We start from the raw sequence: 22116 nt of genomic DNA on the forward strand, positions 1-22116 counted from the left end.
AAACCGAATGAAAGCGGTTCAAAACCGAACTCATTCAGTTCGCAGGTGAATGAGTTCGGTAAAAAGGTGAATGAAAGCGGTTCTGAACTGAATGAATTCTACTCGGAACAGAATCAATCCGATCCTGCTTAGCATGAATGCACATGGTACCTGTCTGGCGGATCGGATTTATTCTTTCCGGTATAAAACGAGGGTCGAGCGCTGCCTTAGCCCATGCTTGCAAACTATTGATTCAGCAAGTTGGTCACGGCGCTTACCAATGCTTTTTTGTCTTGTGGCCGCGGAGCGCTCATATTCACAATATTTCCTTCTTTATCAATCAACATGTAAGTCGGGAAACTTCGGACGGATAGCCTGCGTTCGATCATGGCCTGTTGTTCGCGGGGCAAACGGTAATGCACCGCATTCTCGCCAGTCAACTGGTTTTCGCGGATGATGTTCTTCCAGGAAGCCTCGGGCGAATTATTGGCAAAATACATGAAGATGACATCCTTATCTTTTAAATCCTCTTTGACAAATTTCACATACTGCATTTGCCCCTTACAGGGACCGCACCAAGTTCCCCAAAAATCAACATAGATCACCTTTCCCCGGTAGGGTTCTATCAACGAAGCCAGTAATGAATCGGCGTCTTTGGCCTCTTTCAGGTGATCCGTATTTTTCAAACTTTCAATATAATAGATGTCCTGGGTGATCAGCTCCCGGTAGTAATTGTTTGGTTCGTCTACCCTGGCTGCAAAAACCGGATTCTGAACCCTTTGCTGAAACGTCTCATACAAGTCTGCCGGAAGGGAAGTCTTTCTATAATCCAACAGCCAATAGAATTTTTGAGTTTCAAACAGGTCCTTTAAAAGCGGATCTTTGACTTCTCGATCTAAGTGTGCCAGGTCTGCTTCCAGACGCATTTTGTCAAACAATAGAGAAGTAATCTCCCCCCATTCATTTTTCATGAAATTCTTGACTTCTTCTCTTTGAAAGAGTTCATTCAATTTCAGACTGGCATCTTCATAAGGCTTGGATGCTTCGGCGATGGTGGCCGAATCGGCATTTTCCATTCTTAGCTTACCCAGGATTTCATAAAACTCCTTGGATTTTGCAATAGCCTGATTTTCTTGCTCCGACAGTTTTAAACGTCCTTCCTTTTCCAGGTACCGCAGCCCATCTATCGATGAGACTGAGTGACTCGCCTTTCCACTTATTTCATGCTTGTATCCCATATAATCTCTCATAAACAAAAGATAATCTCGAGCTAATGTATAGGGTTTAACAGGTTCATTTTGATAGAGCGTATCCGAAACATATTCCATATACCCTTCCGGAAATTGTTCCCTTTCATTTCGGTCTAAAGAAAATCGCTTTTGCATTATATAAAAAGCGATCTGGAACCGGTAATTTTCCTGGTGGTAATATTTAAATTTCTCAGACTGGGTTGGATTTTCTTCCAGGTAATTTTGGAGATGATCATAGCTTTTTTGCAATTCTTCTTTTTTCACTTCCAGGAATGGCATCGGCTTCATGTTGCTCATTTTCGCGTAGTCCTCCCGACTCATCCCCTTATTAGGATGAAATACCTCATAGGCTGCGACTTCGTTGTGAAATCGTTCGTTATCGCCCATCACAAGATGCTGCTGAGTAGAAAAGTCATAAAACAACAGGCAACGCTCCCCGGGCTCCATGACGGCAACTTTTGTCATCCGCCCCCAGTCGAGGTAAACCTGCGTGGTGTTCATTAAAGGGAATTTTAAAGTGAAAATCCCGCGCTCGTCTACATCGGCATAAAATTCAACCTGTTCTTGGGTTAACGGGTCTCTTATAGAGACACTAAATGGTTTGTCAACCGAATTATTCCGAAGTAAACCTCGGATGGTAACCGTATCCACTTTGAGGAATCCGGTATCCAGAAATTTAGTATGGTCGGCAGTTGCGTAGGCCGGGAGATGTTTTTCACACTTGAAATAGGTCTGCTCTTTTTCTCCGTCAATTTTCACCTGACATAAATCTTTCGCAGTAAGATCCAGATCGAGGTGAATGGTCTTTCCTTGATTCTCTAACACAATTTCACACGACGAATCATCGAATTCCAGTGATTTGTATGTGTAGAATTCGCCGTTGAAAATGGCCGTTTCTTCAAAAAAACCAAGTCGCCATTGATTGCTGTTTTTCTCCGCCCAATTTCCCAATATCCTATAAATGTCTGGATTACTGGCCAGGGGAACATAGCCTACATTCTTCAAATTACTTGCTACAAGCAGGTTTTTATCTGAATAGTTAAGCACATAAACGAATTTGTGTATTTCGTCGTTCTTAACAAGGATCCGGTATTCTTTATCAAGATAATGGCCAATGGAAACCACATCCCAGTCTTCGTTATTAAAAAAAAGCTTGTTGTTGCCATGCAGCTGAAAAGTAACGACACCGTCGCCCTTAGTCCATTTCTTGAACAGCGGTGCCGGCATGTCGGAAAAAGCAACCGGTTCGGTGTCGACCGGATATTCGAGCAGCGAACAGCTTTTTGTTTCTGTCCAGCCTGAGAATTTTAGCTGCGCGGTTTTCCCGTCAAAACCTTCAATACTCAAGCTGATCGTATTGCCTTCTTCGGGCTTGAGCGTAATTTGGTAGCTGTGGTCAGTCCCTTCAACGACCTCCGTAACCTGATAAATTTTATAAAAAAACTCAACATAGGTTTCGCCCACTCGAGCGCCATCCCAATCTCCCTTGTTTTGTACCTCAAAATGCCAAAACCCCTGTAGTTCTTGAGGAATTTGTGTTTTGTTTTGAGCGACTACTGATCCACACAATAATAAAATAAAAGTAAAAATAAGAACGAGTTTAGGTTGTTTCATCGGTTTTAAGTTTTGATTAGCTATGATTTTATTTGCAGACTAACTGTCGGAAAATGCAGGGCAAGTACTTCATTAGGCTTCAATTATATATTGCTTGGTCGATTTGAGAAAGGTTAAATATAATAATATTCTGAAATATATGCTAGTTTGTTTGCCAGTTTGATATGTTTAGTGTTGAAATCGCATTTTGACTTGTGTTATTACAAAGTATGGATTTGGGCAATGCTCAAAGTAGTTATGGTGTGAAGCTGTCGCTCCTTCATACCCAAGCATCTGAAATCGGAGCAATAAACGCGAATTGAACGGCTGCCTGCGATGAATAACTTCCCAGGTTTATCGTTGAAGAGTGGACTTGGAGTAAATCCTTTGATCGGGGCGGACGCCTGTTTTTGGAATAGTTCGTTGATTCGAGCGCATAAAAAAAGCCTGACCGAAGCCAGGCTTTTAATAATACAAGTAGTTGTAAATATCGTTAATTGAAGGAGCCGACTTGGAAAAGTACCCGCTCCAATTTCAGAATTAGTCTACTTTAGTTACGTTCGTTGCAATTGGACCTTTGTTACCTTGTCCAATTTCAAATTCTACTGTTTCGTCTGTTTCCAGACCAGCATAGGCATCAGCTAAACCAGAGCGGTGTACAAAGATGTCTTTGTTGTCCTCGGTCAGGATAAATCCAAACCCTTTGGTTGCATCATACCATTTTACAGTACCTTTCATAATCAACCTCCTAAATTAGTAGTTTGACCTGAAATTGTTGTCTCTACGGCCATAGCCGCCGCCACCGCCACGGTTGTTGCCGCCACGGAAGCCACCGCCACCACGGTTGTTGTCTCTCTTTTTCTCGATAGACTCATTAACAACCATAGAACGACCTTCGACTTCTGCGCCATTCAGTTCTTCAATAGCTTTTTTTGCTTCATCAGCATCAGCCATTTCAACGAATCCAAAACCTTTACTTCTTCCAGTAAATTTGTCAGTGATCAACTTTACTGAAGTTAATTCACCATACTCCTCAAAGATTTCTCTCATATCATCTTCAGTGATTGAGTAGTTGAGGTTTCCTACAAAAATGTTCATAATCAGTATTAAAATAAAAATGTGAATGGCAAATCTAAACTTATTTTGTCGCAAAAAAAAACGATTGCGAAAAATAAATGAATTACAGGTCTATTTTTTCAATATTGATAATCAATAATTTTAATATCAGACTGTTTTCGGTTAAAAAATGGTCTTCCGCTTCGTTCTGCTCCGATTGGATTAGCTTTCCAGAAGGTTGTCGCTGATTGCTTGCAGCGTTTTCTGCTTGAAGGTTGTTGGAACCAGTACCGAAATGTTGTAGCGGCTTCCGCCATAGGAGATCATCCGGATGGGGATGCCTTCCAGTGCGTCAAAGACTTTACCCGCAAACCCACGTTCTTCGGCAATAATATCGCCAACAATGCAGATGATGGTTTGATCCTCGTCAACCTGTACTTCGCCATACTCTTTCAGCTCTGTCACAATGTCCTTCAGCTTGCTGGTATTGTCGATGGTTAGCGATACAGCCACCTCCGAAGTGGAAATCATATCAATGGGTGTTTTGAAGAATTCGAAGATTTCAAACACACTTTTCAGAAAACCATAAGCCATTAACATGCGGTCCGAACGAATTTTGATGGCCGTAATGCCGTCTTTGGCAGCAACGGCCTTAATTCCACTTCCACTGGTTTCCGATGTAATTAGTGTTCCGCTGTCCGTTGGGTTCATGGTGTTTTTCAAACGAACCGGGATGTTGTGCAGTCGGGCTGGTAATACCGTTTGTGGATGGAGGATTTTCGCTCCAAAATAGGCCAGCTCGGCCGTTTCGTTGAACGACAGTTGTTCAATTTTCTTGGTATTGCTCACATAACGGGGATCGTTGTTGTGGAAACCATCAATGTCGGTCCAGATTTGAATTTCTTCGGCGTTAATGGCGGCACCAATCAGCGAAGCCGTGTAGTCAGACCCGCCACGTTGCAGGTTGTCAATTTCGCCTTGTTCATTCCGGCAGATGAATCCCTGGGTGATATAAAAATCCGCTTCGCCTGCTTCCTCCAGCACTTTTTCAATGTTTGTGGTGATGGCGTTTAAATCGGCTGCTTTGTCAGCGTCAATACGCATAAAATCAAGTGCGGGAATCAGTTTGGTTTTGTAGCCATTTTCGAGCATGAGTTGCGTGAAAAGGCCTGTTGAGATTAATTCGCCCTGTGCCAGGATAATTTGTTCTTTGGTGGCGCTAAAGGCGCCGGAAGTCTGTTTCCGGATGGTGTCAATGCTCTTTTTGACGATTTTTTGGCCTTCCAGTTTTCGCGGCTCCGCTTGAAAGAGTTCAGAAACGACTTCCTTATATTTTGCCTCCAGTTTCGCAATATGAGAGCGGGCAACGTCTTTATTTTTTTTGTGTAGATAATCTGCAATTTCGACCAGCGCGTTGGTTGTGCCCGCCATGGCCGACAACACAACCAGTTTTTTTTCTCCGTCGGCAATCAGCTGCATCACAGCATTCATGTTTTCCACGCTTCCAACGGATGTACCACCAAATTTTAAAACCTTCATAGTGTGATTTTTATTCTTTAAAAGTTCTGTTTTAGGGGCACAAAGATTAAAATTTTTTACTGATTTAGAAAGCATTAAAAGAAAATGATGGATATTTATGCACCAACAATGAATAAATATTTGCAGATTGATTGCAGTGCGGTGACGAAGTCTGGGTTTTTCTTTTTTAGCTTGGTGATCTTGAGGTTTTTGGAGTGATCCGAGTTGAATGTAAGCTGGGAATATTACTCATTTTCCAGGAAAGTTTTGATTTTTTTTAGCTGTTGTAGAATAGTTAAGATTTTATAAAAATCTGATTAACTTTGTGAGCAAAGGATTTTTGGTGGATATCCAGTCCCGTTCTCACGGGATTTTATGTGCAGCTAGGGGTGGATGCACGGATATCCACCTTCTTTTTTTAACGCTTGTCTTCTACTCCGGTTCAAATCAGAAGTTTCCGAAAATAGCGTGCTTTTCCGAGTTGAAATAGATGGTGGAGTAAATATGAAACCCTTCGCGATTGGTTGAAAGTTTGCGTTCCATGTAAAGCACCGGATCACCTTTTTTTATTTTCAGCAGTTCCCCTATTTTATCATCCGCTTTAATGGCTTTCAGCTTTTGTTCGCCGCCTTTAATTTCAACCTGGTAGCCCGTGCGCAAAATGTCAAATAACGATTTATTTTCAAAGGTCCTGCTGGTAAATCGTGGCAGGTTGATGTTCGGAATATGATTGATGTCGTAAAAGACCGGGAACTCGTTCACGAATCGTAGGCGTTCCATGTAAATGCAGCCAAAATCTTCTTCGGCTTCCGAAAGTTCAAAGCTGAAGGGCTTTGGCCAGGCTTTGATGGTTGGTTTCTGAAGGATCTGCGTTTGCAGGTATTGTTTCCCAATGGCCGATGATGTGCCCGAGATTGACAAAATGCCGATGTCCTGCGGTGGCTTTTGGACGATGCTGCCTTTTCCCTGTTTCTTATAGATGAATCCGTCCTGCACCAAAGCCTCCAAAGCATGCCGCACCGTTGGGCGAGTCATGTTGTGAACGGTGCATAGCTCATTCTCTGAGGGGAGTAAGCTGCCTTCTTCGTACACGCCCGACAGGATGTGGCGACGAAGCGTTTCGTACAGTTTTTTATACTGCGGTATTCTGTTTCCTTCGGACATAAACTTGTTAAATGAAGCTCAAAAGTAAGAAAATTTATTAATTTTTCACGATCCAACTTGTATATACAAGTTGGATCATGTAAGTTTACAGCCTGAAATTCAAGAAAGGCCGCTATTGTAGATATTTCGTAGCAGTGTGGCGAGTTTGCGTGAAATAAATGTATTAACAAGTGAAATAAAAGCATATGGCTATTCCGGTAATTATGCCTCGCCAGGGGCAATCAGTTGAGACTTGCATCATTGGTGAATGGTACAAGCAGGTCGGCGACCAGGTGAAAGCAGGAGATCTCTTGTTTTCGTATGAAACTGACAAGGCTTCGTTTGAAGAAGAAGCCAAAGAAGATGGCGAATTGTTGGCCGTTTTTTACGAAGAAGGGGATGAAGTTCCCGTATTGACCAACGTGGCCGTGTTGGGAAGAAGTGGCGAGAACATCGAAGAGTTTCGGCCGGGTGGCGTAGGCGAAGCTGCATTGACAGTTCCAGAAGAAGCGGCTCCGGCTGTGGAGTCTGCTCCTGCAGCGGAAACGAAAGAGGCTGTTCTTTCGGAAAAGCGGGAAGGCAAAATCAAAATTTCGCCCCGTGCCAAAGTGATGGCTGAGAAGTTGGGCGTTCCCTACGAGAAAGTTCAGGGTTCGGGCCCTTACGGCCGCATCATTGCACAAGACATTGAAGTAGCAGCCGAATCCTTGCCTAAAATGACGCTGCTGGCACAGGAAAAAGCGAAAGCCGAAGGCTTGGGCGCCGGCGAAATAGCCACAGGCATTGGCGGGCGAGTAGTTGCTGAAAACCTGGTGGCTTATAATCCGGTGTATGGCGACGACTTCGAAGTGAAGAAGCTCACCAACATGCGCAAGCTGATTGCCAAAGCCATGCACCAGTCGCTGCAAAACTCGGCTCAGCTTACCCACCACATGAGCGCCGATGCCCGCCAGATTATGGCACTGCGTAAATCATTCAAGAAGAAACTGGAGGCAGGAGAAGTTTCCCAAAATATTACTATCAACGATTTGGTTTGCTTTGCCGTAATCAAAGCATTGAAAAAGTTTCCGCAGGTGAACACTCATTTTATTGGCGACAGCATGCGCTGGTTTAATAAAGTACATTTGGGATTGGCGGTTGACACCGAACGCGGTCTGATGGTTCCGGCCGTAAAAAATGCCGATGACCTTTCCATCGAAGGGCTTTCGTCTCAGTTGTCGACCGTGGCCGGACAATGCCGCAAAGGAAATATTGATCCGGAATTGTTGAAGCCCGAAGCAGCAAGCTTTACCGTTTCGAACCTTGGAAATTATGGCGTCGAGCTATTTACGCCGGTCATCAACCTGCCGCAAACGGCTATTTTGGGTGTGTGTACCATTGTTCCCCGCCCGAAAGATTTGGGCGATGGTGTATATGGTTTTGTACCAATGATGGGGCTGTCGCTAACCTACGACCACCAGGCGCTGGATGGCGGCGAAGCGACCCTGTTCCTGAAGGAGATCAAGGAGCAAATTGAAAACCTTAGCATATAAAAGACGGAGATTTTAGATGCAGACTGCATGATCAAACATCGCACATCTAGCATCAAACATCAAGTATCCAGTATCAAGCATCCAAACAATGAGTAACAAATTCGATATAGCAATTCTTGGCGGTGGTCCCGCCGGATACGTTGCAGCCGAGCGCGCCGGAGCAAAAGGAATGCGCGTAGTAATTTTTGACAAGAGAGCGTTGGGCGGGGTGTGCCTCAATGAAGGTTGCATCCCGACCAAAACACTCCTGAATTCGGCCAAAGTGTTGGAAAATGCACAGGAGGCCGGCAAGTACGGAATCAACATTGAATCGACTATTTCGATTGATTTTGGAAAGATCATGAAGCGTAAGGACAAAGTGGTGCGCAAGCTGGTTTCCGGCGTTGGGGCTAAAATGAAACACATCCAAGCCGAAGTGGTGATGGCCGAAGCCGTCATCAAAGAAAAACGGGCCGATGTGATTACGCTGACTGCCGATGGCAAGGATTACCAAGCCAGTCGCCTGCTGATTTGCACGGGGTCCGAAGCAGCCGTCCCGTCCATTCCGGGGCTGGACAAATCGATCGTGATGACCAATCGCGAAATTCTTCAACTCAAAAAATTACCCGAGAGTTTGGTGATTATTGGTGGCGGTGTCATTGGGACTGAGTTTGCCGACTTTTTCAATGCCATGGGAACAAAGGTAACTGTGATTGAAATGTTGCCAGAAATATTGACTGGTGTTGATGAAGACATAGCTGCTTTTGTGCGCAAAGAATTTACCAAACGCGGCATTGATTATCACCTGAATGCGAAAGTGACAGAGCTGAGAGGTAAAGAAGTCATTTTCGAAAAGGAAGGTGAAGTCTTTTCCATCACCGGCGATGAAGTGCTGCTTTCTGTTGGGCGGAAGTCAAATGTTGCCGGAATTGGCCTGGAAAACATCGGAGTGGAATTGGCTAGAAATGGAATTAAGATCGACCAGCATTGCCGGACCAATATTCCGAATGTGTATGCTGCCGGCGATGTAACCGGCTTCTCATTGTTGGCCCACACCGCCAGTCGCGAAGGCGAAGTGGCCGTGAACCACATGTTGGGCCGGAAAGATGTGATGCGCTACAATGCCATACCGGGCGTGGTTTACACCCATCCGGAGATTGCCGGCGTTGGGCTGACCGAAGCCGTAGCCAGGGAAAAAGGAATTGAGGTGGAAATCCGCCAGTTGCCGATGGCCTATGCCGGCCGATTCATTGCCGAAAACGAAGGCAAAGACGGCTTTTGCAAAGTGATTGTTGGAAAGAAATACAGGGAAATCCTGGGTGTTCATATGGTTGGCGGAGCCTGCTCCGAAATGATCTGGGGAGCCTGTGCTTTAATCGAAGCCCAACTGCGCGTGCAGGATGTGGAAGAAATCGTCTTTCCACACCCGACCGTGAGCGAAATTATTAAAGAAACCATATTCGCGTTTTAAATAGTTTGAAGTTTTGAGTTTAAAGTTTTGAGTTATGGCAACTATTGAGCGTTTTGAAGACATCAAAGCATGGCAATTGGCCCGCGACCTATGCAAACAGATCAATGGATACACGTTATACACTATTTTTTCAAAAGATTTTAAACTGATTGGGCAAATAAAAGGATCGTCAGGTTCTGTGATGGATAATATTGCGGAAGGATTTGAACGAGGCGGAAATAAGGAGTTTGTTCAATTTTTATCTTTCTCAAAAGGATCAACAGGAGAAGTGAAATCCCAGTTGTACCGTGATCTGGATAATAAATACATCTCACAAACTGAGTTTGACAATGCCTACTCAAAAGCTGATGAAATTAGCAAAATGATTGGAGGTCTCATGTCTTACCTCAGCAAATCTGATATTAAAGGGCCAAAGTTTAAGCGAGAATAGTGCTGTCAGCTTACCCCAAAACTTTAAACTCGAAACTCAGAACTCAGAACTTGTTTCGCAAAGGAGCAAATGGTTTGAGAAAAGAATAAAAATGATAAAAGAGACAAAACTGTAACACAAAACGATATGCCAAAAGTACAATTTATTGATCCGCAAGACGTCAGGAAAGCTGGTGAAGTGACTTTCAGCCCGATTCCTGTCAATCAATACAATAAAAGTATTGAAGAGGAGAAAGCCAATTTCTCCAAAGAAGATTTCATCCGTATTTACCACGATATGGTGGTGATTCGTGAGTTTGAGACCATGCTCAACGAAATCAAAATCAAAAGTGAATACAATGGTGTTGCCTACAACCACCCGGGGCCGGCTCACTTGTCGATTGGGCAGGAAGCGGCCGCTGTGGGTATGGCCTACACCTTGGGCGTGGAAGATTTCATCTTCGGATCGCACCGCTCACACGGCGAAATCCTGGCCAAAGGCTTGTCGGCTATTCACAAACTGAGCGACGAGCAACTGACCGAAGTCATGGAAAACCACTTTGATGGCAAAACCTTTGCTCCGGTGAAAGCCAATTTTAAAGGAACCACTAAAGAACTCGCCATCCGCTTCCTGATTTACGGAACATTGGCCGAGATTTTTGCCCGCGAAACCGGTTTCAACCGCGGACTGGGCGGATCAATGCACGCGTTTTTTACGCCGTTTGGCGTCTATCCGAACAATGCCATCGTTGGTGGTTCGGGCGACATTGCCGTAGGTGCCGCGCTCTTCAAAAAGGTCAACCGAAAAGACGGCATCGTGGTGGCCAACATTGGCGATGCCTCTATGGCTTGTGGTCCCGTTTGGGAAGGCTTGACCTTTGCCACGATGGACCAATTTAATCAATTGTGGGAAGGTGATATGAAAGGCGGTTTGCCGCTCATCATCAACATCATGAACAACCAATACGGCATGGGCGGACAAACCTGTGGCGAAACGGCTGGCTATAAAGTGGCGGCCCGCATTGGCGCCGGACTGAATGCCGACCAATTGCACGCCGAGCGCGTAGACGGTTACAACCCATTGGCGGTGATCGATGCCTACAGACGCAAGCGTGAAATTCTGAAAGAAAAACGTGGTCCCGTGTTGTTGGATGTGTTGACTTACCGTTTCAGCGGACACTCACCATCGGATGCTTCTTCGTATCGGTCAAAAGAGGAAATTGAAGCCTGGCAGGCGGTGGATTCCATCATCTGGTTTGGAAAACAACTGATGGATGCAGGCATTGCAACACAAGAGGAATTGACAAGCATTCATTCCAATAATACTGATCTGATTACCTGGGGATTGAAATTGGCGATCGATGATAGCGTATCACCTCTAATGGATTTGGGAAAACACCCTGAATTGATTGGCGAAATGATGTTCTCGGATTCTCCTGTAGATAGCATGGAAGCTGGACGCGAGCCCGAGGTGAACCACCCGATGGAGGAAAACCCACGGGTGAAACAAATGAAAACCAAAGAGCGTTTTGCCTTCGATAAAGACGGCAAGCCGTTTTCAAAAATTAAACAATACGGATTGCGCGATGGCCTGTTCGAAGCAATCGTTGACCGGTTTTATAAAGATCCAACCTTGATTGCCTATGGTGAAGAAAACCGTGATTGGGGTGGTGCTTTTGCCGTTTACCGCGGACTGACCGAAGCTTTGCCTTATCACCGTTTGTTCAACTCGCCCATTTCCGAAGCTTCCATTGTGGGAACGGCTATTGGCTACGCGATGTGCGGCGGACGGGTGATTCCTGAGATCATGTACTGCGACTTTTTGGGACGTGCCGGTGATGAGGTGTTCAACCAGTTACCGAAATGGCAGGCCATGAGTGGCAACGTGATCAAGATGCCGGTGGTACTGCGTGTTTCCGTGGGCTCAAAATATGGCGCCCAACACTCGCAGGACTGGACCGCGCTGCCGGCTCATATCCCAGGCTTGAAAGTGGTTTTCCCGGCTACACCATACGATGCCAAAGGATTGATGAACTCGGCCTTGCAGGGAACCGATCCGGTGATTTTTTTCGAAAGCCAGCGTATTTACGACATTGGCGAGCAATTCCACGAAGGTGGCGTGCCCGAAGGGTATTACGAAATCCCGTTTGGCGAGCCGGATGTGAAACGTGAAGGAAAGGATGTAACCATCTTGAGTATCGGAGCCACACTTTATCGGGTGTTGGAAGCTGCTGATCAGTTGCAGGAAAAGTATGGCATGAGTGCCGAGGTGATTGACGCCCGTTCGCTGGTGCCGTTCAACTACGAACCGGTGATTGAGTCGCTGAAAAAGACCGGACGCATTGTGATTGCCGGTGATGCAACGGCCCGCGGTTCCTTTATGAAAGAAATGGCGTCGACCATTACCGAACTGGCTTTTGATGAGCTGGATGCTCCACCAGTGGTGGTGGGTTCACGCAATTGGATTACGCCGGCTTACGAGCTGGAAGACGCGTTCTTCCCGCAAGCAGACTGGATCATCGATGCCATTCACGAGAAAATTGTTCCGCTGAAAGGCCATGTGGTGAAAAGCAATTTCACCGGAGCAGAGCAAATCCGCCGGAATAAATTGGGCGTGTAGGCTTGCAGCCAACCTTCAATTTGCCGGAAGTCACGAATAGTCATTTTGTGGTCATCGGTCGTCATTAAGTTGTGATGAAACGATCAATGACCATGGAATGACCAACAATGACAATCATTGACGGTGACTAAAGTCGATGGATTTTGGCTGTGCAAAATCGTTTTCTCTTTTCAAATCATACTTTTAAAGCTCCATGCTCCCGACGGCATGGGGCTTCTTTTATTAAAAAACTTTAAGGATTCTTTAGAGGTTTATGTAAGCTAAATTGTTGAGAAGTGGGTAAACTATTTCAAATTGGAATGATTATGACCTAATTTTTCCTGTATGGGATTTATATACAGGGAGCATTGGAGTTTAATGTTAAGTTATCGATTTGATGAGCATGAACTTCAATTCAGATTAAAACGGTTTTCTGCATATTCCTTTAACGAAAGCCAGATGGTCTTCAGTAAGCTGAACTGTACGTTTAACAGGTTTAAGCCTGCAATGATTTCGTTGGAGTTGAAGGGATATTCATGAATAACCATATTTCTCGTTTCTCTTAACTTTAGCCAATCCTTATGGTTCTCAATTAAACGAAGTTGTTCCAGTCGGGTCAGAATGTCAATGAAAGGTTTTCCTTCCAAATCTTCACCCAGATTCTCCAAAAGTGAAGGAAACAAACGGTTACCCATACTATCCTGTAGTTTCGAAAACCTAAAAATGAGTTGATCAAAGTAGCTCAGATCATCGGGAGACAATTTGAGATATGAAGTCTCGTCCAAAGGGAATTTATCCGTAACCTTACTAAAAGCATAGGACATCCTTAAAAAGTGAATATCACATAGCCGGAGGGCTTCTCTTAACTGATCGGGTTTTTCAGGATTCATTATAACTTGATGGCTTGAATTGTAGCTGAGTGATAGAAGTTTGTTTTTCTTTTTGATGCGTCGTTGTCAAGGATAACATCAATCTTTTGATCACCGATTTGACCTTTTAATTCAACTAAAAAATCAATCTTTGCCGATAGGGTCAGTTTGGTCTTGTCCTCGTTTCTGATCAATAAATCAATGTCCCCACCTTTTTTTTGATCAAAAATCCTTGAGCCGAAAAGCAAAACTTCAGTTCCTTCACCAAACGACTGTTTGGCAATCTCTTTAATGATGTTTATTTCCTGTTGGCTGATGCGCATACCCAAAATTAGGAAAAATAAATGAATGTTTTTTCTCATTGCCATTCCCCCCGATTTTCCTATTTTCATCTTCGAAATAAAATCAAACCGATATGAATGAATTAGCAGTAGGAACAAGGGTTTCGCACCCGGTATATGGTGAAGGAATTATCGCCCGATCGCACCTCACGATTTATGAGATCTTTTTTGAGCGGGGTGGGAAGTCCGAAATGAGCAAGTACAACGAAGACTTGGAAGTGGTTGAAGTACCGGCAGATGCTGCCCCGCGAACGGGCTTGTCGCTGGAGGAAATTGAGGAAGCGATCACTTTTGTAATGGACAAATACCAAGGCATTACGCATGTGGTGAAAATGGCTGATAAGTGGAAAGGCGGCATGCTTGATATGAAACCCGCCAACCCGGAATTGCAGTCAAAGGAAGTGCCGATGGAAGCTTTTTTCCACAAAATTGTGATGTTGCGTGACCGCCTGCGGGTGCTGGAGCAAAACATCAACAGCCATCCGAAACTCGACGATGAAGATCGCATCCACCTGCAGCAATACATCAGCCGGGCGTACGGCAGCCTGACGACCTTCAATGTGTTGTTTGCCGACAAAAAAGATTATTTCAAAGGACAGGGAAAATAGCGGAATTCATCGATTTTGGTTAAATTGAACCGTTAATTATCCAAATTAAAAATCATGACCTCATTCAAAATCCCCGCTGCCAGCCTCGAAGCACTGAAAGCCATTCCTCAATCGAAATTGAAAGCCCTTCCGATGCCTGTTGCAACCTATTTGCAGGAAGCCGAAGACCTTTACCTCTGGAGCCTTGATGACCAGCAGCGATTGGCCGCTGCCGGGCTACCCGAAGGTACTATTGAATCGTTGCGTCCACGTATCGATCTTTGCCGTGCGCTACAGGCCCGATGGAGCAATGCAACGAAAATCCGTAGTGAGGCGCAGAAAGCTTTCAAAGAGAAACTGGTCCTCGGAATTGAACGGCAAAAGTCAGTTGTAAATGCTTGTCGGTATGCCTTTCGCAAAGAGCCCGACCTGCTGAAAAAATTGAGCATGATCGTGCGGACCAGTCCGTATCCCGAATTGTTCCAATCGTTAAATGATTTAGCCGTTGTTGGCAGGGACCAGCAATCGTTGTTGGCTGCAATTGGCTTTAATTCCGATGAGCTGGATGAATTGAGCCTGTTGGCTGACCAGTTGCCCGAATTGTATGCCATTGTCCATGCCGATCAAAATGAGATAGAAAAAAATGAAGCAAAAGATTTGCGCGACCGAAGTTTTTTCCACCTCAAAGAGGCGGTCGATGAAATACGTCATTGCGCGAAATATGTCTTTTTGAAGGAACCGGCCCGCTTGGAAGGGTACTACAGTCAATACTTGAAGCGAAAATCATCAGCCCAACAGCTAAAAAAGAGGCAAGCACAGAAAAATAGTAATCCGGTTCAGCTTAATGGACTTCAAGAATAACAAAGTCGATTTCAAGAATAAAATAAAGGTAGTCAAGAATAGAAAAATAATGATCAGGAATGATTCTTGAGTATTATTCTTGCATTCTTTATAGTCGTTTCATCATTCTTTAGGCCTATTTTATCATTCTTTGGATCTATCTTGTCATTCTTGAATATATTTATTTTAATCTTGATGCCTAATTTTACCGATGAATCATTGATCCTGATGCGCCGGATAGCAACAATCGCCACCCCCGGCTGGGGAGCGGATAAAATCAATGATCCCTGCTACAATACCTGATTCCCTACGGGCAAGATTTGTGGCAATTACCGCTTGGTGGTTTTGGAATTGTCGCCGGAATAATTCATGAATATCTTTTAAGGATTAGGGTTTAACCTCTACGAGGTAACCGCTGCTTGGGTTGCCGGTCGCTGCTACAATACCTGATTCCCTACCGGCAAATCTCGTGGTAATTACCGCGTAGCGGTTTCAGTATTGTAGCCGGATCAGGTATGGTTGTTTTTCATTCCCCGTAGGGGATAAACGCACGAAGACCGGTAATCTGCATATCGTCATGTTGCCCCACCTGGGGAGCGTCCCAATTCAAATCTGAGCGAGTCTTTTCATGACTTGGTTCCGTTATTTTCGAGCAAGGACGATTTTCTTCAAAACAATTTCCAATAAAAGGATGTTTAGGTCCTCAAAAAGGCTTTTGTCTGATTTTCGAATTTTTACCAGATTGGTTGTATGAAGAAAAAGCTTGTCGCATCATTCATCTTGGTTTTCTGGGCTGGATTTGTCAGCGCCATTAGTTTTCTCGAGGCCTGGCTCAAGTTTAAAGCGCCCGGAATTACGCTGCCGCTTGGCCTCGGAATCGGGAAATTGGTCTTCACGGCCATGAACCGGACCGAATGGGTTTTGCTGGCCTTGTTTATTTTTGCGGTTGTTTATACCCGAAGGCGCCTGCAGATTATCGGTAAAACTTCGGCCATTTTATTTTTCATCTTGCTGATTTTACTCAGCTTGCAAACCTTCTGGTTTTTGCCGGAGCTCAACCAGCGTGCCGACCTGATCATCGCGGGGCAGCCGCCTGAAGACTCGCTGGCCCATCTTTTCTACGGACTGGCCGAAGTCATTAAAGTCGTCTCGCTGATCGCACTGGCTTTTGCGACACAACAAACACAGACCATCAACAATAGAAATTTAAATGTATGAAAACGATTGGAATACTCGGAGGACTGGGCCCGGAAGCTACGGTCGATTATTATAAGGAAATCATTAAAAAGGTGAATAAACGGAACAACGACGGTAGTCTGAACTATCCGGAAATCGTCATCTACAGTGTCAATATGGATCGGTTTATTGCCCTGTTGCAAAATCAAAAGCACGAAGTGGCTTCGAATTACCTGGCTACCTGCATCAACAAGATGGCGAGCGCCGAGGTCGATTTCGCGGCCATGAGCGCGAATACACCACATTTGTTGTTCAATGAAATTCAGAGCAAAGTGGCGCTGCCACTGATTAGCATTGTTGATTCGTGTGCTGACGAAGCCCAAACGCTCGGAGTACAACGTCCCGGCCTGATCGGAACGAAATTCACGATGAACGGAGGCTTTTACCAGAAAACCTTTCAGAAATTTGGTCTCGAAGTGGTGATTCCCCAACCCGAAGAGCGGGAGATCATCAACGAAAAGCTTTTTAAAGAGCTGGAGCTGGGTGTTTTCAAGGATGAAACCAAAAAGCTGATGCTCGAAATCATTCAGAAAATGATTGATCGCGATGGAATTGATTCGCTGATTTTGGGTTGCACCGAATTTCCGCTCATGTTTACGGAGGCAAGCTATTTAGGTATTCCTTTTTTAAACACCACCCAAATTCATGTGGAACAAATAGTTGAAACCTGTTACCGGATTGATTGAAGGGATGAAGGTTGAAGGATTGAAAAGTAGAACTTTTTGTCGGGCAAAGGCTTTTATTTTTAAAAAGAATCGGAACTTTGATGGTAAAAGAAATATCATGACAACATTATCCGAATTTATACACGGCTTGCCAAAAGCCGAATTGCACCTGCATATTGAAGGAACCCTGGAGCCGGAACTGCTCTTTCAATTGGCCGAACGCAATCACATTCAACTGAAATACCCATCGGTTGAGGCGCTGAAGAAAGCTTACAAGTTTTCCAACTTGCAGGAATTTTTGGATCTGTATTACGAAGGAGCCAATGTGTTGATTGAGGAGCAGGACTTTTATGATCTCGCCTGGGACTACCTTGAAAAGTGCAAAGAGCAAAATGTGGTGCACACCGAAATTTTCTTCGACCCGCAAACCCATACCGAGCGGGGTATCTTGTTCGCGACGGTTATCAACGGCATTAACCGGGCCTTGCAGGATGCGCGCACAAAACTGGGCATCAGCAGCAAGCTGATTATGTGCTTTCTTCGCCATTTGGATGAAGCATCCGCCTTTCAAACGCTGGATGAAGCGCTCGACTATAAAGACCTGATTGTTGCGGTGGGGCTCGATTCGTCAGAAAAAGGCAATCCGCCGGCCAAGTTTGAACGGGTGTTTGCCAAAGCTCGCGAAGAAGGTTTCCTCACCGTTGCCCATGCCGGAGAGGAAGGCCCGGCATCGTTTGTCAAGGATGCGGTCGATCTGCTGAAGATCATCCGCATTGATCATGGTATTGCCGCCATTCAGGATGAGTTTCTCCTTGCCGAACTGGCCCAAAAGCAGATTCCGCTAACCGTTTGTCCGCTGTCCAATCTCGAACTTCGGGCCGTCGATCAATTGGAAAATCATCCGCTAAAAAAGCTGATGGACCACGGACTGCTGGTCACTGTCAACTCTGACGATCCGGCCTATTTTGGTGGTTATGTCAATGAAAATTACCTGGCTTCGGCCGAGGCGTTAGGCCTGAGCAAAGCCGATTTGTGCCAGTTGGCTAAAAATTCGGTGATTGCCAGCCTGCTCTCCGAACCCGAAAAGGAACATCATATCAATGCTATACAGCAGTATTGCAGCGAAAATGCCTGACAACAGGTCAACAAAAACGACGAAAAACAGTTGAAAGGACTGAGGCCGATGATCCGGCTTTCATTCAAAAAAAAAAAGAACAGTTTAAAACCGAATAGCATGAGCGAACTGATAAACAATTCACGATACCGGAAAGAACGCTTAAAAGAGTTGATCCTGAAATTGCACGATGGCGAGTCGGCTGCCAAGGTACGCGCCGAGCTGGTGGCCACGCTGAAACACATTCCTTACGGCGAAGTGGTTGAGGTGGAACAGGAACTGATCCAGGAAGGATTGCCTGAGCAGGAAGTGCTGAAGTTGTGCGATATTCATGGCGAAGTGCTGGATGGACATATTGATACCAGCGCCGCGCAGGAGATTCCCGAGGGGCATCCGGTCGATGTGTTTATTCAGGAAAACAAAGAGCTCGTGAGTGTGTGCGAAAAAGCTGGTGACTTGTTGAGCCGGATTTCCGAAGTTAAAGAATCCGACTTCCGCGAATATGTGCTCATGTTGCAGGGCTGTTTCAATGAGCTGATGGACGTGGACAAACACTACCAGCGCAAGGAATACCTGGTTTTTCCTTATCTCGAAAAGAACGAGATTACCGGTCCTCCCAAAGTGATGTGGGGCAAGCACGATGAGATTCGCGATCAACTGAAGGCTTGCATCGAGATTCTTCGAACACCCGAACTGAAGAAAAACGACTTGCAGGATTCGCTGGAGCTGTTGTTTATTCCGGCGCTGAAAGGTGTCAAGGATATGACTTCCAAAGAAGAGGAAATCCTGTTTCCGATGTGTATGGATTTGCTGACGACCGAAGAATGGTGGAACATTCATCGCCAAACCATCGAAATAGGCTTTACCCTGTACGACCCGCAGGTGGAGTGGAAGCCCGAAGGTTTGGACACAGCGGCGGTGGACCAGCAAGCCGCGACTAGCTCTTCTGGCAATGGAACCATCCAGCTGCCCTCGGGCAGTTTTACCGCACCGGAAATCATGGCCATTCTGAATACTGTTTCGGCCGACATGACTTTCGTGGACAAGAACGATAAGGTGAAGTATTTCACCCAGGGCAAGCACCGCATTTTTACCCGCAGCCGCTCAATCATCAACCGCGATGTCCGCCTGTGCCACCCACCGGGAAGCGTGCACATCATCGAGAAAATTCTGGAGGATTTCAAGTCGGGCAAGGCCTCGCACGCGCCGTTCTGGATTCAGATGAAAGGCAAGTTTATTCATATTGAATATTTTGCGCTTCGTGATGAAAACGGGGAGTACCTGGGAACGCTCGAAGTGTCGCAGGATTTGACTGACCTGCGTAAGCTGGAAGGTGAACAGCGGATTTTGTCCTACACCGATCAAAACGAAGGATAGTTATGGAGAAGTTGATTATTACACCCAAAACCAAGATTTACGATTTGTTGCAGGCTTACCCGCAACTGGAAGATGTGTTGATCGCTTTGGCTCCGCCGTTCAAAAAGCTGAAAAATCCGGTCTTGCGGCGCACCATCACCAAAATCACCACCTTGAACCAAGCTGCGACTATTGGCGGACTGAATGTGGAAGAGCTGGTGAATACGCTGCGCAAGGAGATTGGACAGGAAAGCATTGGTGAACTTTCCGAAACCGAAACGCCATACCAGACCGATCGCCCGGCTTGGTTTGATGAGAAGAAGGTAGTCAACTCCATCGACATTCGCGACATGCTGCATGCCGGAGAACAGCCCGTGCATGAAGTGCTCTCGGCGATCAAAAAGCTGGGCAACGATGAACAGCTCGAAGTCATTGCGCCCTTCATCCCGGCGCCACTGCTCGACAAATCATTAAGCCTAAACTACCGGCACTGGCTCAAAAAAGAGTCGAACGAAAAGTTTGTGATTTATTTTAGGAAATAAGCGTGTTCTAGTCATCCGATGAATCCTCAATTGGGCAACTGATAAAATAGAAGCATCACCGCATTTTGCATGACTATTCATCGGATAACTCTTCTGAATGGACCGAGTGTTGAATCAGAAGTTTTTTATCTCCGGAAAATCCTGAGCACAATTTTATATCTTTGAACAAAGAATCTAAAATGAAGACAATTCATCTTAACATACCGGATTCGCTCGATTTGAATGATCGGGAAGCAAAAATGCTTCTTGCGTCCCGCCTATACGAAAAAGGCAAGCTTACTTTAGGGCAAGCCGCGGAATTGGTGGGGCTGTCAAAAGGAACATTTATGGAATTATTGGCCGATTATGATGTGCCGGTAATCAATCACCCAGCCACCGACTTGGATAATGATATTCAAAATGCGAAAGATTATAGTATCTGATACAAGCTGCTTGATATTACTTGAAAAGATTGGTCGAATTGCTCTTCTTGAATCTTTGTTCGGTAAGATTACCGTGACAAGTGTTATTGCGGATGAGTTTGGAAAAACTTTGCCTGATTTTATTGAGATAGAGGATGCTGAAGATAAAAAGTATCAGCAGATACTCGAAAACATTTTGGATGCTGGCGAAGCAAGTGCAATTGCTTTGGCTTTGGAGAAGGATGATTGTTTGTTGATAATGGATGAATCCAAGGGCCGAAGGGAAGCAAAGCAGTTGAAAATAAAGCTGACCGGAACAGTGGGAATCTTAATTTTCGCGAAAGAAAAGGGACTGATACAATCGGTCACGGAAATCATTGAACAAATAAGACGAACGGACTTCAGGATCAGTGAGACTTTGATTCAGGAAGCAAAAAGAAAAAGCAATGAATAGCTCCGTCTTCAGTGGACTGTAAAAATGGGAGTGTATTCTAAACTCTGTCTGATTTTTTATTCATTCAATCTCGTCAATCCTTAAATCCTTCTCCCATGCAGGACACCAAAGGATGCTTTTTTTGCACTGATTCGCTTCTTTTGTCGTATCCTAAAAACAAAAGCAAAAGACGATGAGCGAATCAATTTTTGACAGATATCCCGAAGAGCGAAAGCTGCTGGCCGAAGCTGTTAGCGTAACCGATGATTTACTACAGGTAAACGGGCATTTTCACACGCCATATTCATTTAGCGCGTTTTCCGAAATCCGCCAGGTTTTTGAAATGGCGCTGGCAGAGAAGGTAAAAGTGCTTGGCATCAATGACTTTTACACTACCGATGGTTACGAAGAATTTAACAGGCTGGCGAAAGAATACAGGATTTTCCCGTTGTTCAACATCGAGTTTATGGGCTTGCAAAAAGACTTACAGGCTGCAGGAGTGCGGGTTAACGATCCTAACAACCCGGGACGGACCTATTTCAGCGGGAAAGGATTAAAGTATCCGGTTCTGTTGAATGCGGAGATGATGGGCAAATTGCTACAGGTGCAGAATGAAAGCAACCGGCAAACGGCTGAAATGATCGAAAAATTGAACCGCTGGCTGAAAGACCTGTACGAAGATTTCAGTTTTTCATTTGATACCATGAAAGCGAAATACGCCAAGAATCTGCTGCGCGAACGCCACATTGCCAAAGCCTTGCGCGAAGCCGTGGCAGAAAAATACCCTTCCGAAGAAAAGCAAATTGCGGTTTGGGAAAAAATCTTTAGCGGCAATGCGCCCAAGTCGAAAGTATCTGACTTTGCCGGGCTGGAAAACGAGATTCGCGGCAACCTGCTGAAATCCGGTGGTAAAGCCTTCGTTCCTGAAGATGATAAGGCATTTCTGAGCCTCGAGCAAGTGATTGAATTAATCATTCATGCCGGCGGAATTCCTTGCTATCCGGTTTTGTTAGATAACCCGAAAGGCGAATTCACCGATTTTGAAGGCGACTACCAAAAGTTGTATGAAAGTCTGGTTGCCAAGAATGTCTATTCACTCGAACTGATTCCCGGACGGAACAATCCGAAAATTCTGGAGGCGTTTGTTAATTTTTTCAATGAAAAGGGCTTTGTGATTACCTTCGGAACCGAGCACAACACCCCG

General features: G+C 45.1%; 21 protein-coding genes. 14 read left to right on the forward strand and 7 right to left on the reverse strand.

Features of this window, described 5'->3' with window-relative positions:
* Positions 1–224 precede the first annotated feature (224 nt).
* The 5 genes from NC99_RS04670 to NC99_RS04690 all read right to left on the reverse strand — a co-directional run bounded on the left by NC99_RS04670 (position 225) and on the right by NC99_RS04690 (position 6560).
* Positions 225–2843, reverse strand: coding sequence for a TlpA family protein disulfide reductase (locus NC99_RS04670; protein WP_082326312.1), 2619 nt, complete (start codon positions 2841–2843; stop codon positions 225–227).
* Between the two features lie 519 nt (positions 2844–3362).
* A complete protein-coding gene (locus NC99_RS04675) occupies positions 3363–3560 on the reverse strand; it encodes a cold-shock protein (protein WP_053180365.1) in 198 nt (65 codons plus the stop codon).
* A 15-nt stretch (positions 3561–3575) separates the two neighbouring features.
* Positions 3576–3920 (reverse strand): RNA recognition motif domain-containing protein, encoded by a 345-nt coding sequence (locus tag NC99_RS04680; protein WP_053180367.1) that lies wholly within the window; start codon positions 3918–3920, stop codon positions 3576–3578.
* 180 nt (positions 3921–4100) lie between these two features.
* Positions 4101–5417 (reverse strand): aspartate kinase, encoded by a 1317-nt coding sequence (locus NC99_RS04685; RefSeq protein WP_053180369.1) that lies wholly within the window; start codon positions 5415–5417, stop codon positions 4101–4103.
* A gap of 426 nt (positions 5418–5843) precedes the next feature.
* Positions 5844–6560, reverse strand: coding sequence for a GntR family transcriptional regulator (locus NC99_RS04690; RefSeq protein ID WP_053180371.1), 717 nt, complete (start codon positions 6558–6560; stop codon positions 5844–5846).
* A 185-nt stretch (positions 6561–6745) separates the two neighbouring features.
* Between NC99_RS04690 and NC99_RS04695 the strand changes: the two genes are divergently transcribed.
* The 4 genes from NC99_RS04695 (at position 6746) to NC99_RS04710 (ending at position 12549) form a co-directional block, all read left to right on the forward strand.
* The gene (locus NC99_RS04695) at positions 6746–8071 is read left to right on the forward strand and encodes a dihydrolipoamide acetyltransferase family protein (RefSeq protein WP_053180373.1); all 1326 of its coding nucleotides are present in this window, start codon (positions 6746–6748) and stop codon (positions 8069–8071) included.
* Positions 8072–8159: 88 nt separating this feature from the next.
* Entirely contained in the window at positions 8160–9521 is a 1362-nt protein-coding gene (gene lpdA, locus NC99_RS04700) for a dihydrolipoyl dehydrogenase (protein WP_053180374.1), read from the forward strand.
* Between the two features lie 34 nt (positions 9522–9555).
* Positions 9556–9951, forward strand: coding sequence for a four helix bundle protein (locus NC99_RS04705; RefSeq protein WP_053180375.1), 396 nt, complete (start codon positions 9556–9558; stop codon positions 9949–9951).
* Between the two features lie 126 nt (positions 9952–10077).
* Positions 10078–12549 (forward strand): alpha-ketoacid dehydrogenase subunit alpha/beta, encoded by a 2472-nt coding sequence (locus tag NC99_RS04710; protein ID WP_053180377.1) that lies wholly within the window; start codon positions 10078–10080, stop codon positions 12547–12549.
* 389 nt (positions 12550–12938) lie between these two features.
* Here NC99_RS04710 and NC99_RS22260 read toward each other — a convergent pair whose 3' ends face one another.
* Positions 12939–13223 carry a hypothetical protein gene (locus tag NC99_RS22260; RefSeq protein WP_053180379.1) on the reverse strand — a complete coding sequence of 95 codons (285 nt, stop codon included), beginning with the start codon at positions 13221–13223 and terminating at the stop codon, positions 12939–12941.
* Between the two features lie 194 nt (positions 13224–13417).
* On the reverse strand, positions 13418–13765 hold the full coding sequence (locus NC99_RS04720; RefSeq protein ID WP_239684409.1) for a nucleotidyltransferase domain-containing protein: 348 nt from the start codon (positions 13763–13765) through the stop codon (positions 13418–13420).
* Positions 13766–13812: 47 nt separating this feature from the next.
* Between NC99_RS04720 and NC99_RS04725 the strand changes: the two genes are divergently transcribed.
* From NC99_RS04725 to NC99_RS04775, 10 genes are all read left to right on the forward strand, one after another.
* Positions 13813–14346, forward strand: coding sequence for a hypothetical protein (locus tag NC99_RS04725; RefSeq protein ID WP_053180381.1), 534 nt, complete (start codon positions 13813–13815; stop codon positions 14344–14346).
* 54 nt (positions 14347–14400) lie between these two features.
* Positions 14401–15186 carry a hypothetical protein gene (locus NC99_RS04730; RefSeq protein ID WP_053180382.1) on the forward strand — a complete coding sequence of 262 codons (786 nt, stop codon included), beginning with the start codon at positions 14401–14403 and terminating at the stop codon, positions 15184–15186.
* A 729-nt stretch (positions 15187–15915) separates the two neighbouring features.
* On the forward strand, positions 15916–16383 hold the full coding sequence (locus NC99_RS04740) for a hypothetical protein (RefSeq protein WP_053180386.1): 468 nt from the start codon (positions 15916–15918) through the stop codon (positions 16381–16383).
* Entirely contained in the window at positions 16380–17087 is a 708-nt protein-coding gene (locus tag NC99_RS04745; protein ID WP_053180388.1) for an aspartate/glutamate racemase family protein, read from the forward strand. Before NC99_RS04740 ends, NC99_RS04745 begins: the two co-directional genes overlap by 4 nt.
* A 97-nt stretch (positions 17088–17184) precedes the next feature.
* Entirely contained in the window at positions 17185–18201 is a 1017-nt protein-coding gene (locus tag NC99_RS04750; protein WP_053180399.1) for an adenosine deaminase, read from the forward strand.
* Positions 18202–18300: 99 nt separating this feature from the next.
* A complete protein-coding gene (locus NC99_RS04755; protein ID WP_053180401.1) occupies positions 18301–19557 on the forward strand; it encodes a DUF438 domain-containing protein in 1257 nt (418 codons plus the stop codon).
* Between the two features lie 2 nt (positions 19558–19559).
* Complete coding sequence (locus NC99_RS04760; protein ID WP_053180390.1) at positions 19560–20078, forward strand: DUF1858 domain-containing protein; 519 nt, start codon at positions 19560–19562, stop codon at positions 20076–20078.
* A 179-nt stretch (positions 20079–20257) separates the two neighbouring features.
* Positions 20258–20500 (forward strand): UPF0175 family protein, encoded by a 243-nt coding sequence (locus NC99_RS04765; protein ID WP_053180391.1) that lies wholly within the window; start codon positions 20258–20260, stop codon positions 20498–20500.
* On the forward strand, positions 20478–20933 hold the full coding sequence (locus NC99_RS04770; protein ID WP_053180393.1) for a DUF3368 domain-containing protein: 456 nt from the start codon (positions 20478–20480) through the stop codon (positions 20931–20933). The genes NC99_RS04765 and NC99_RS04770 overlap by 23 nt, the downstream gene beginning before the upstream one ends.
* A gap of 172 nt (positions 20934–21105) precedes the next feature.
* Positions 21106–22116 (forward strand): PHP domain-containing protein (locus NC99_RS04775; RefSeq protein ID WP_053180395.1); only part of this gene is annotated, 1011 nt, incomplete at its 3' end.

Origin of the sequence: Sunxiuqinia dokdonensis (genome assembly GCF_001270965.1) — a bacterium.
Classification (GTDB): domain Bacteria; phylum Bacteroidota; class Bacteroidia; order Bacteroidales; family Prolixibacteraceae; genus Sunxiuqinia; species Sunxiuqinia dokdonensis.

What these genes read in the sequence shown, in the direction of transcription:
- NC99_RS04770 (WP_053180393.1), top strand. Translation starts at nt 20,478, where the DNA reads ATGCGAAAGATTATAGTATCTGATACAAGCTGCTTGATATTACTTGAA.
- NC99_RS04730 (WP_053180382.1), top strand. Translation starts at nt 14,401, where the DNA reads ATGACCTCATTCAAAATCCCCGCTGCCAGCCTCGAAGCACTGAAAGCC.
- NC99_RS04725 (WP_053180381.1), top strand. Translation starts at nt 13,813, where the DNA reads ATGAATGAATTAGCAGTAGGAACAAGGGTTTCGCACCCGGTATATGGT.
- NC99_RS04745 (WP_053180388.1), top strand. Translation starts at nt 16,380, where the DNA reads ATGAAAACGATTGGAATACTCGGAGGACTGGGCCCGGAAGCTACGGTC.
- NC99_RS04710 (WP_053180377.1), top strand. Translation starts at nt 10,078, where the DNA reads ATGCCAAAAGTACAATTTATTGATCCGCAAGACGTCAGGAAAGCTGGT.
- NC99_RS04675 (WP_053180365.1), bottom strand. Translation starts at nt 3,560, where the DNA reads ATGAAAGGTACTGTAAAATGGTATGATGCAACCAAAGGGTTTGGATTT.
- NC99_RS04690 (WP_053180371.1), bottom strand. Translation starts at nt 6,560, where the DNA reads ATGTCCGAAGGAAACAGAATACCGCAGTATAAAAAACTGTACGAAACG.
- NC99_RS04695 (WP_053180373.1), top strand. Translation starts at nt 6,746, where the DNA reads ATGGCTATTCCGGTAATTATGCCTCGCCAGGGGCAATCAGTTGAGACT.
- NC99_RS04720 (WP_239684409.1), bottom strand. Translation starts at nt 13,765, where the DNA reads ATGGCAATGAGAAAAAACATTCATTTATTTTTCCTAATTTTGGGTATG.
- NC99_RS04755 (WP_053180401.1), top strand. Translation starts at nt 18,301, where the DNA reads ATGAGCGAACTGATAAACAATTCACGATACCGGAAAGAACGCTTAAAA.
- NC99_RS04740 (WP_053180386.1), top strand. Translation starts at nt 15,916, where the DNA reads ATGAAGAAAAAGCTTGTCGCATCATTCATCTTGGTTTTCTGGGCTGGA.
- NC99_RS22260 (WP_053180379.1), bottom strand. Translation starts at nt 13,223, where the DNA reads ATGGGTAACCGTTTGTTTCCTTCACTTTTGGAGAATCTGGGTGAAGAT.
- lpdA (WP_053180374.1), top strand. Translation starts at nt 8,160, where the DNA reads ATGAGTAACAAATTCGATATAGCAATTCTTGGCGGTGGTCCCGCCGGA.
- NC99_RS04680 (WP_053180367.1), bottom strand. Translation starts at nt 3,920, where the DNA reads ATGAACATTTTTGTAGGAAACCTCAACTACTCAATCACTGAAGATGAT.
- NC99_RS04750 (WP_053180399.1), top strand. Translation starts at nt 17,185, where the DNA reads ATGACAACATTATCCGAATTTATACACGGCTTGCCAAAAGCCGAATTG.
- NC99_RS04760 (WP_053180390.1), top strand. Translation starts at nt 19,560, where the DNA reads ATGGAGAAGTTGATTATTACACCCAAAACCAAGATTTACGATTTGTTG.
- NC99_RS04765 (WP_053180391.1), top strand. Translation starts at nt 20,258, where the DNA reads ATGAAGACAATTCATCTTAACATACCGGATTCGCTCGATTTGAATGAT.
- NC99_RS04705 (WP_053180375.1), top strand. Translation starts at nt 9,556, where the DNA reads ATGGCAACTATTGAGCGTTTTGAAGACATCAAAGCATGGCAATTGGCC.
- NC99_RS04685 (WP_053180369.1), bottom strand. Translation starts at nt 5,417, where the DNA reads ATGAAGGTTTTAAAATTTGGTGGTACATCCGTTGGAAGCGTGGAAAAC.
- NC99_RS04670 (WP_082326312.1), bottom strand. Translation starts at nt 2,843, where the DNA reads ATGAAACAACCTAAACTCGTTCTTATTTTTACTTTTATTTTATTATTG.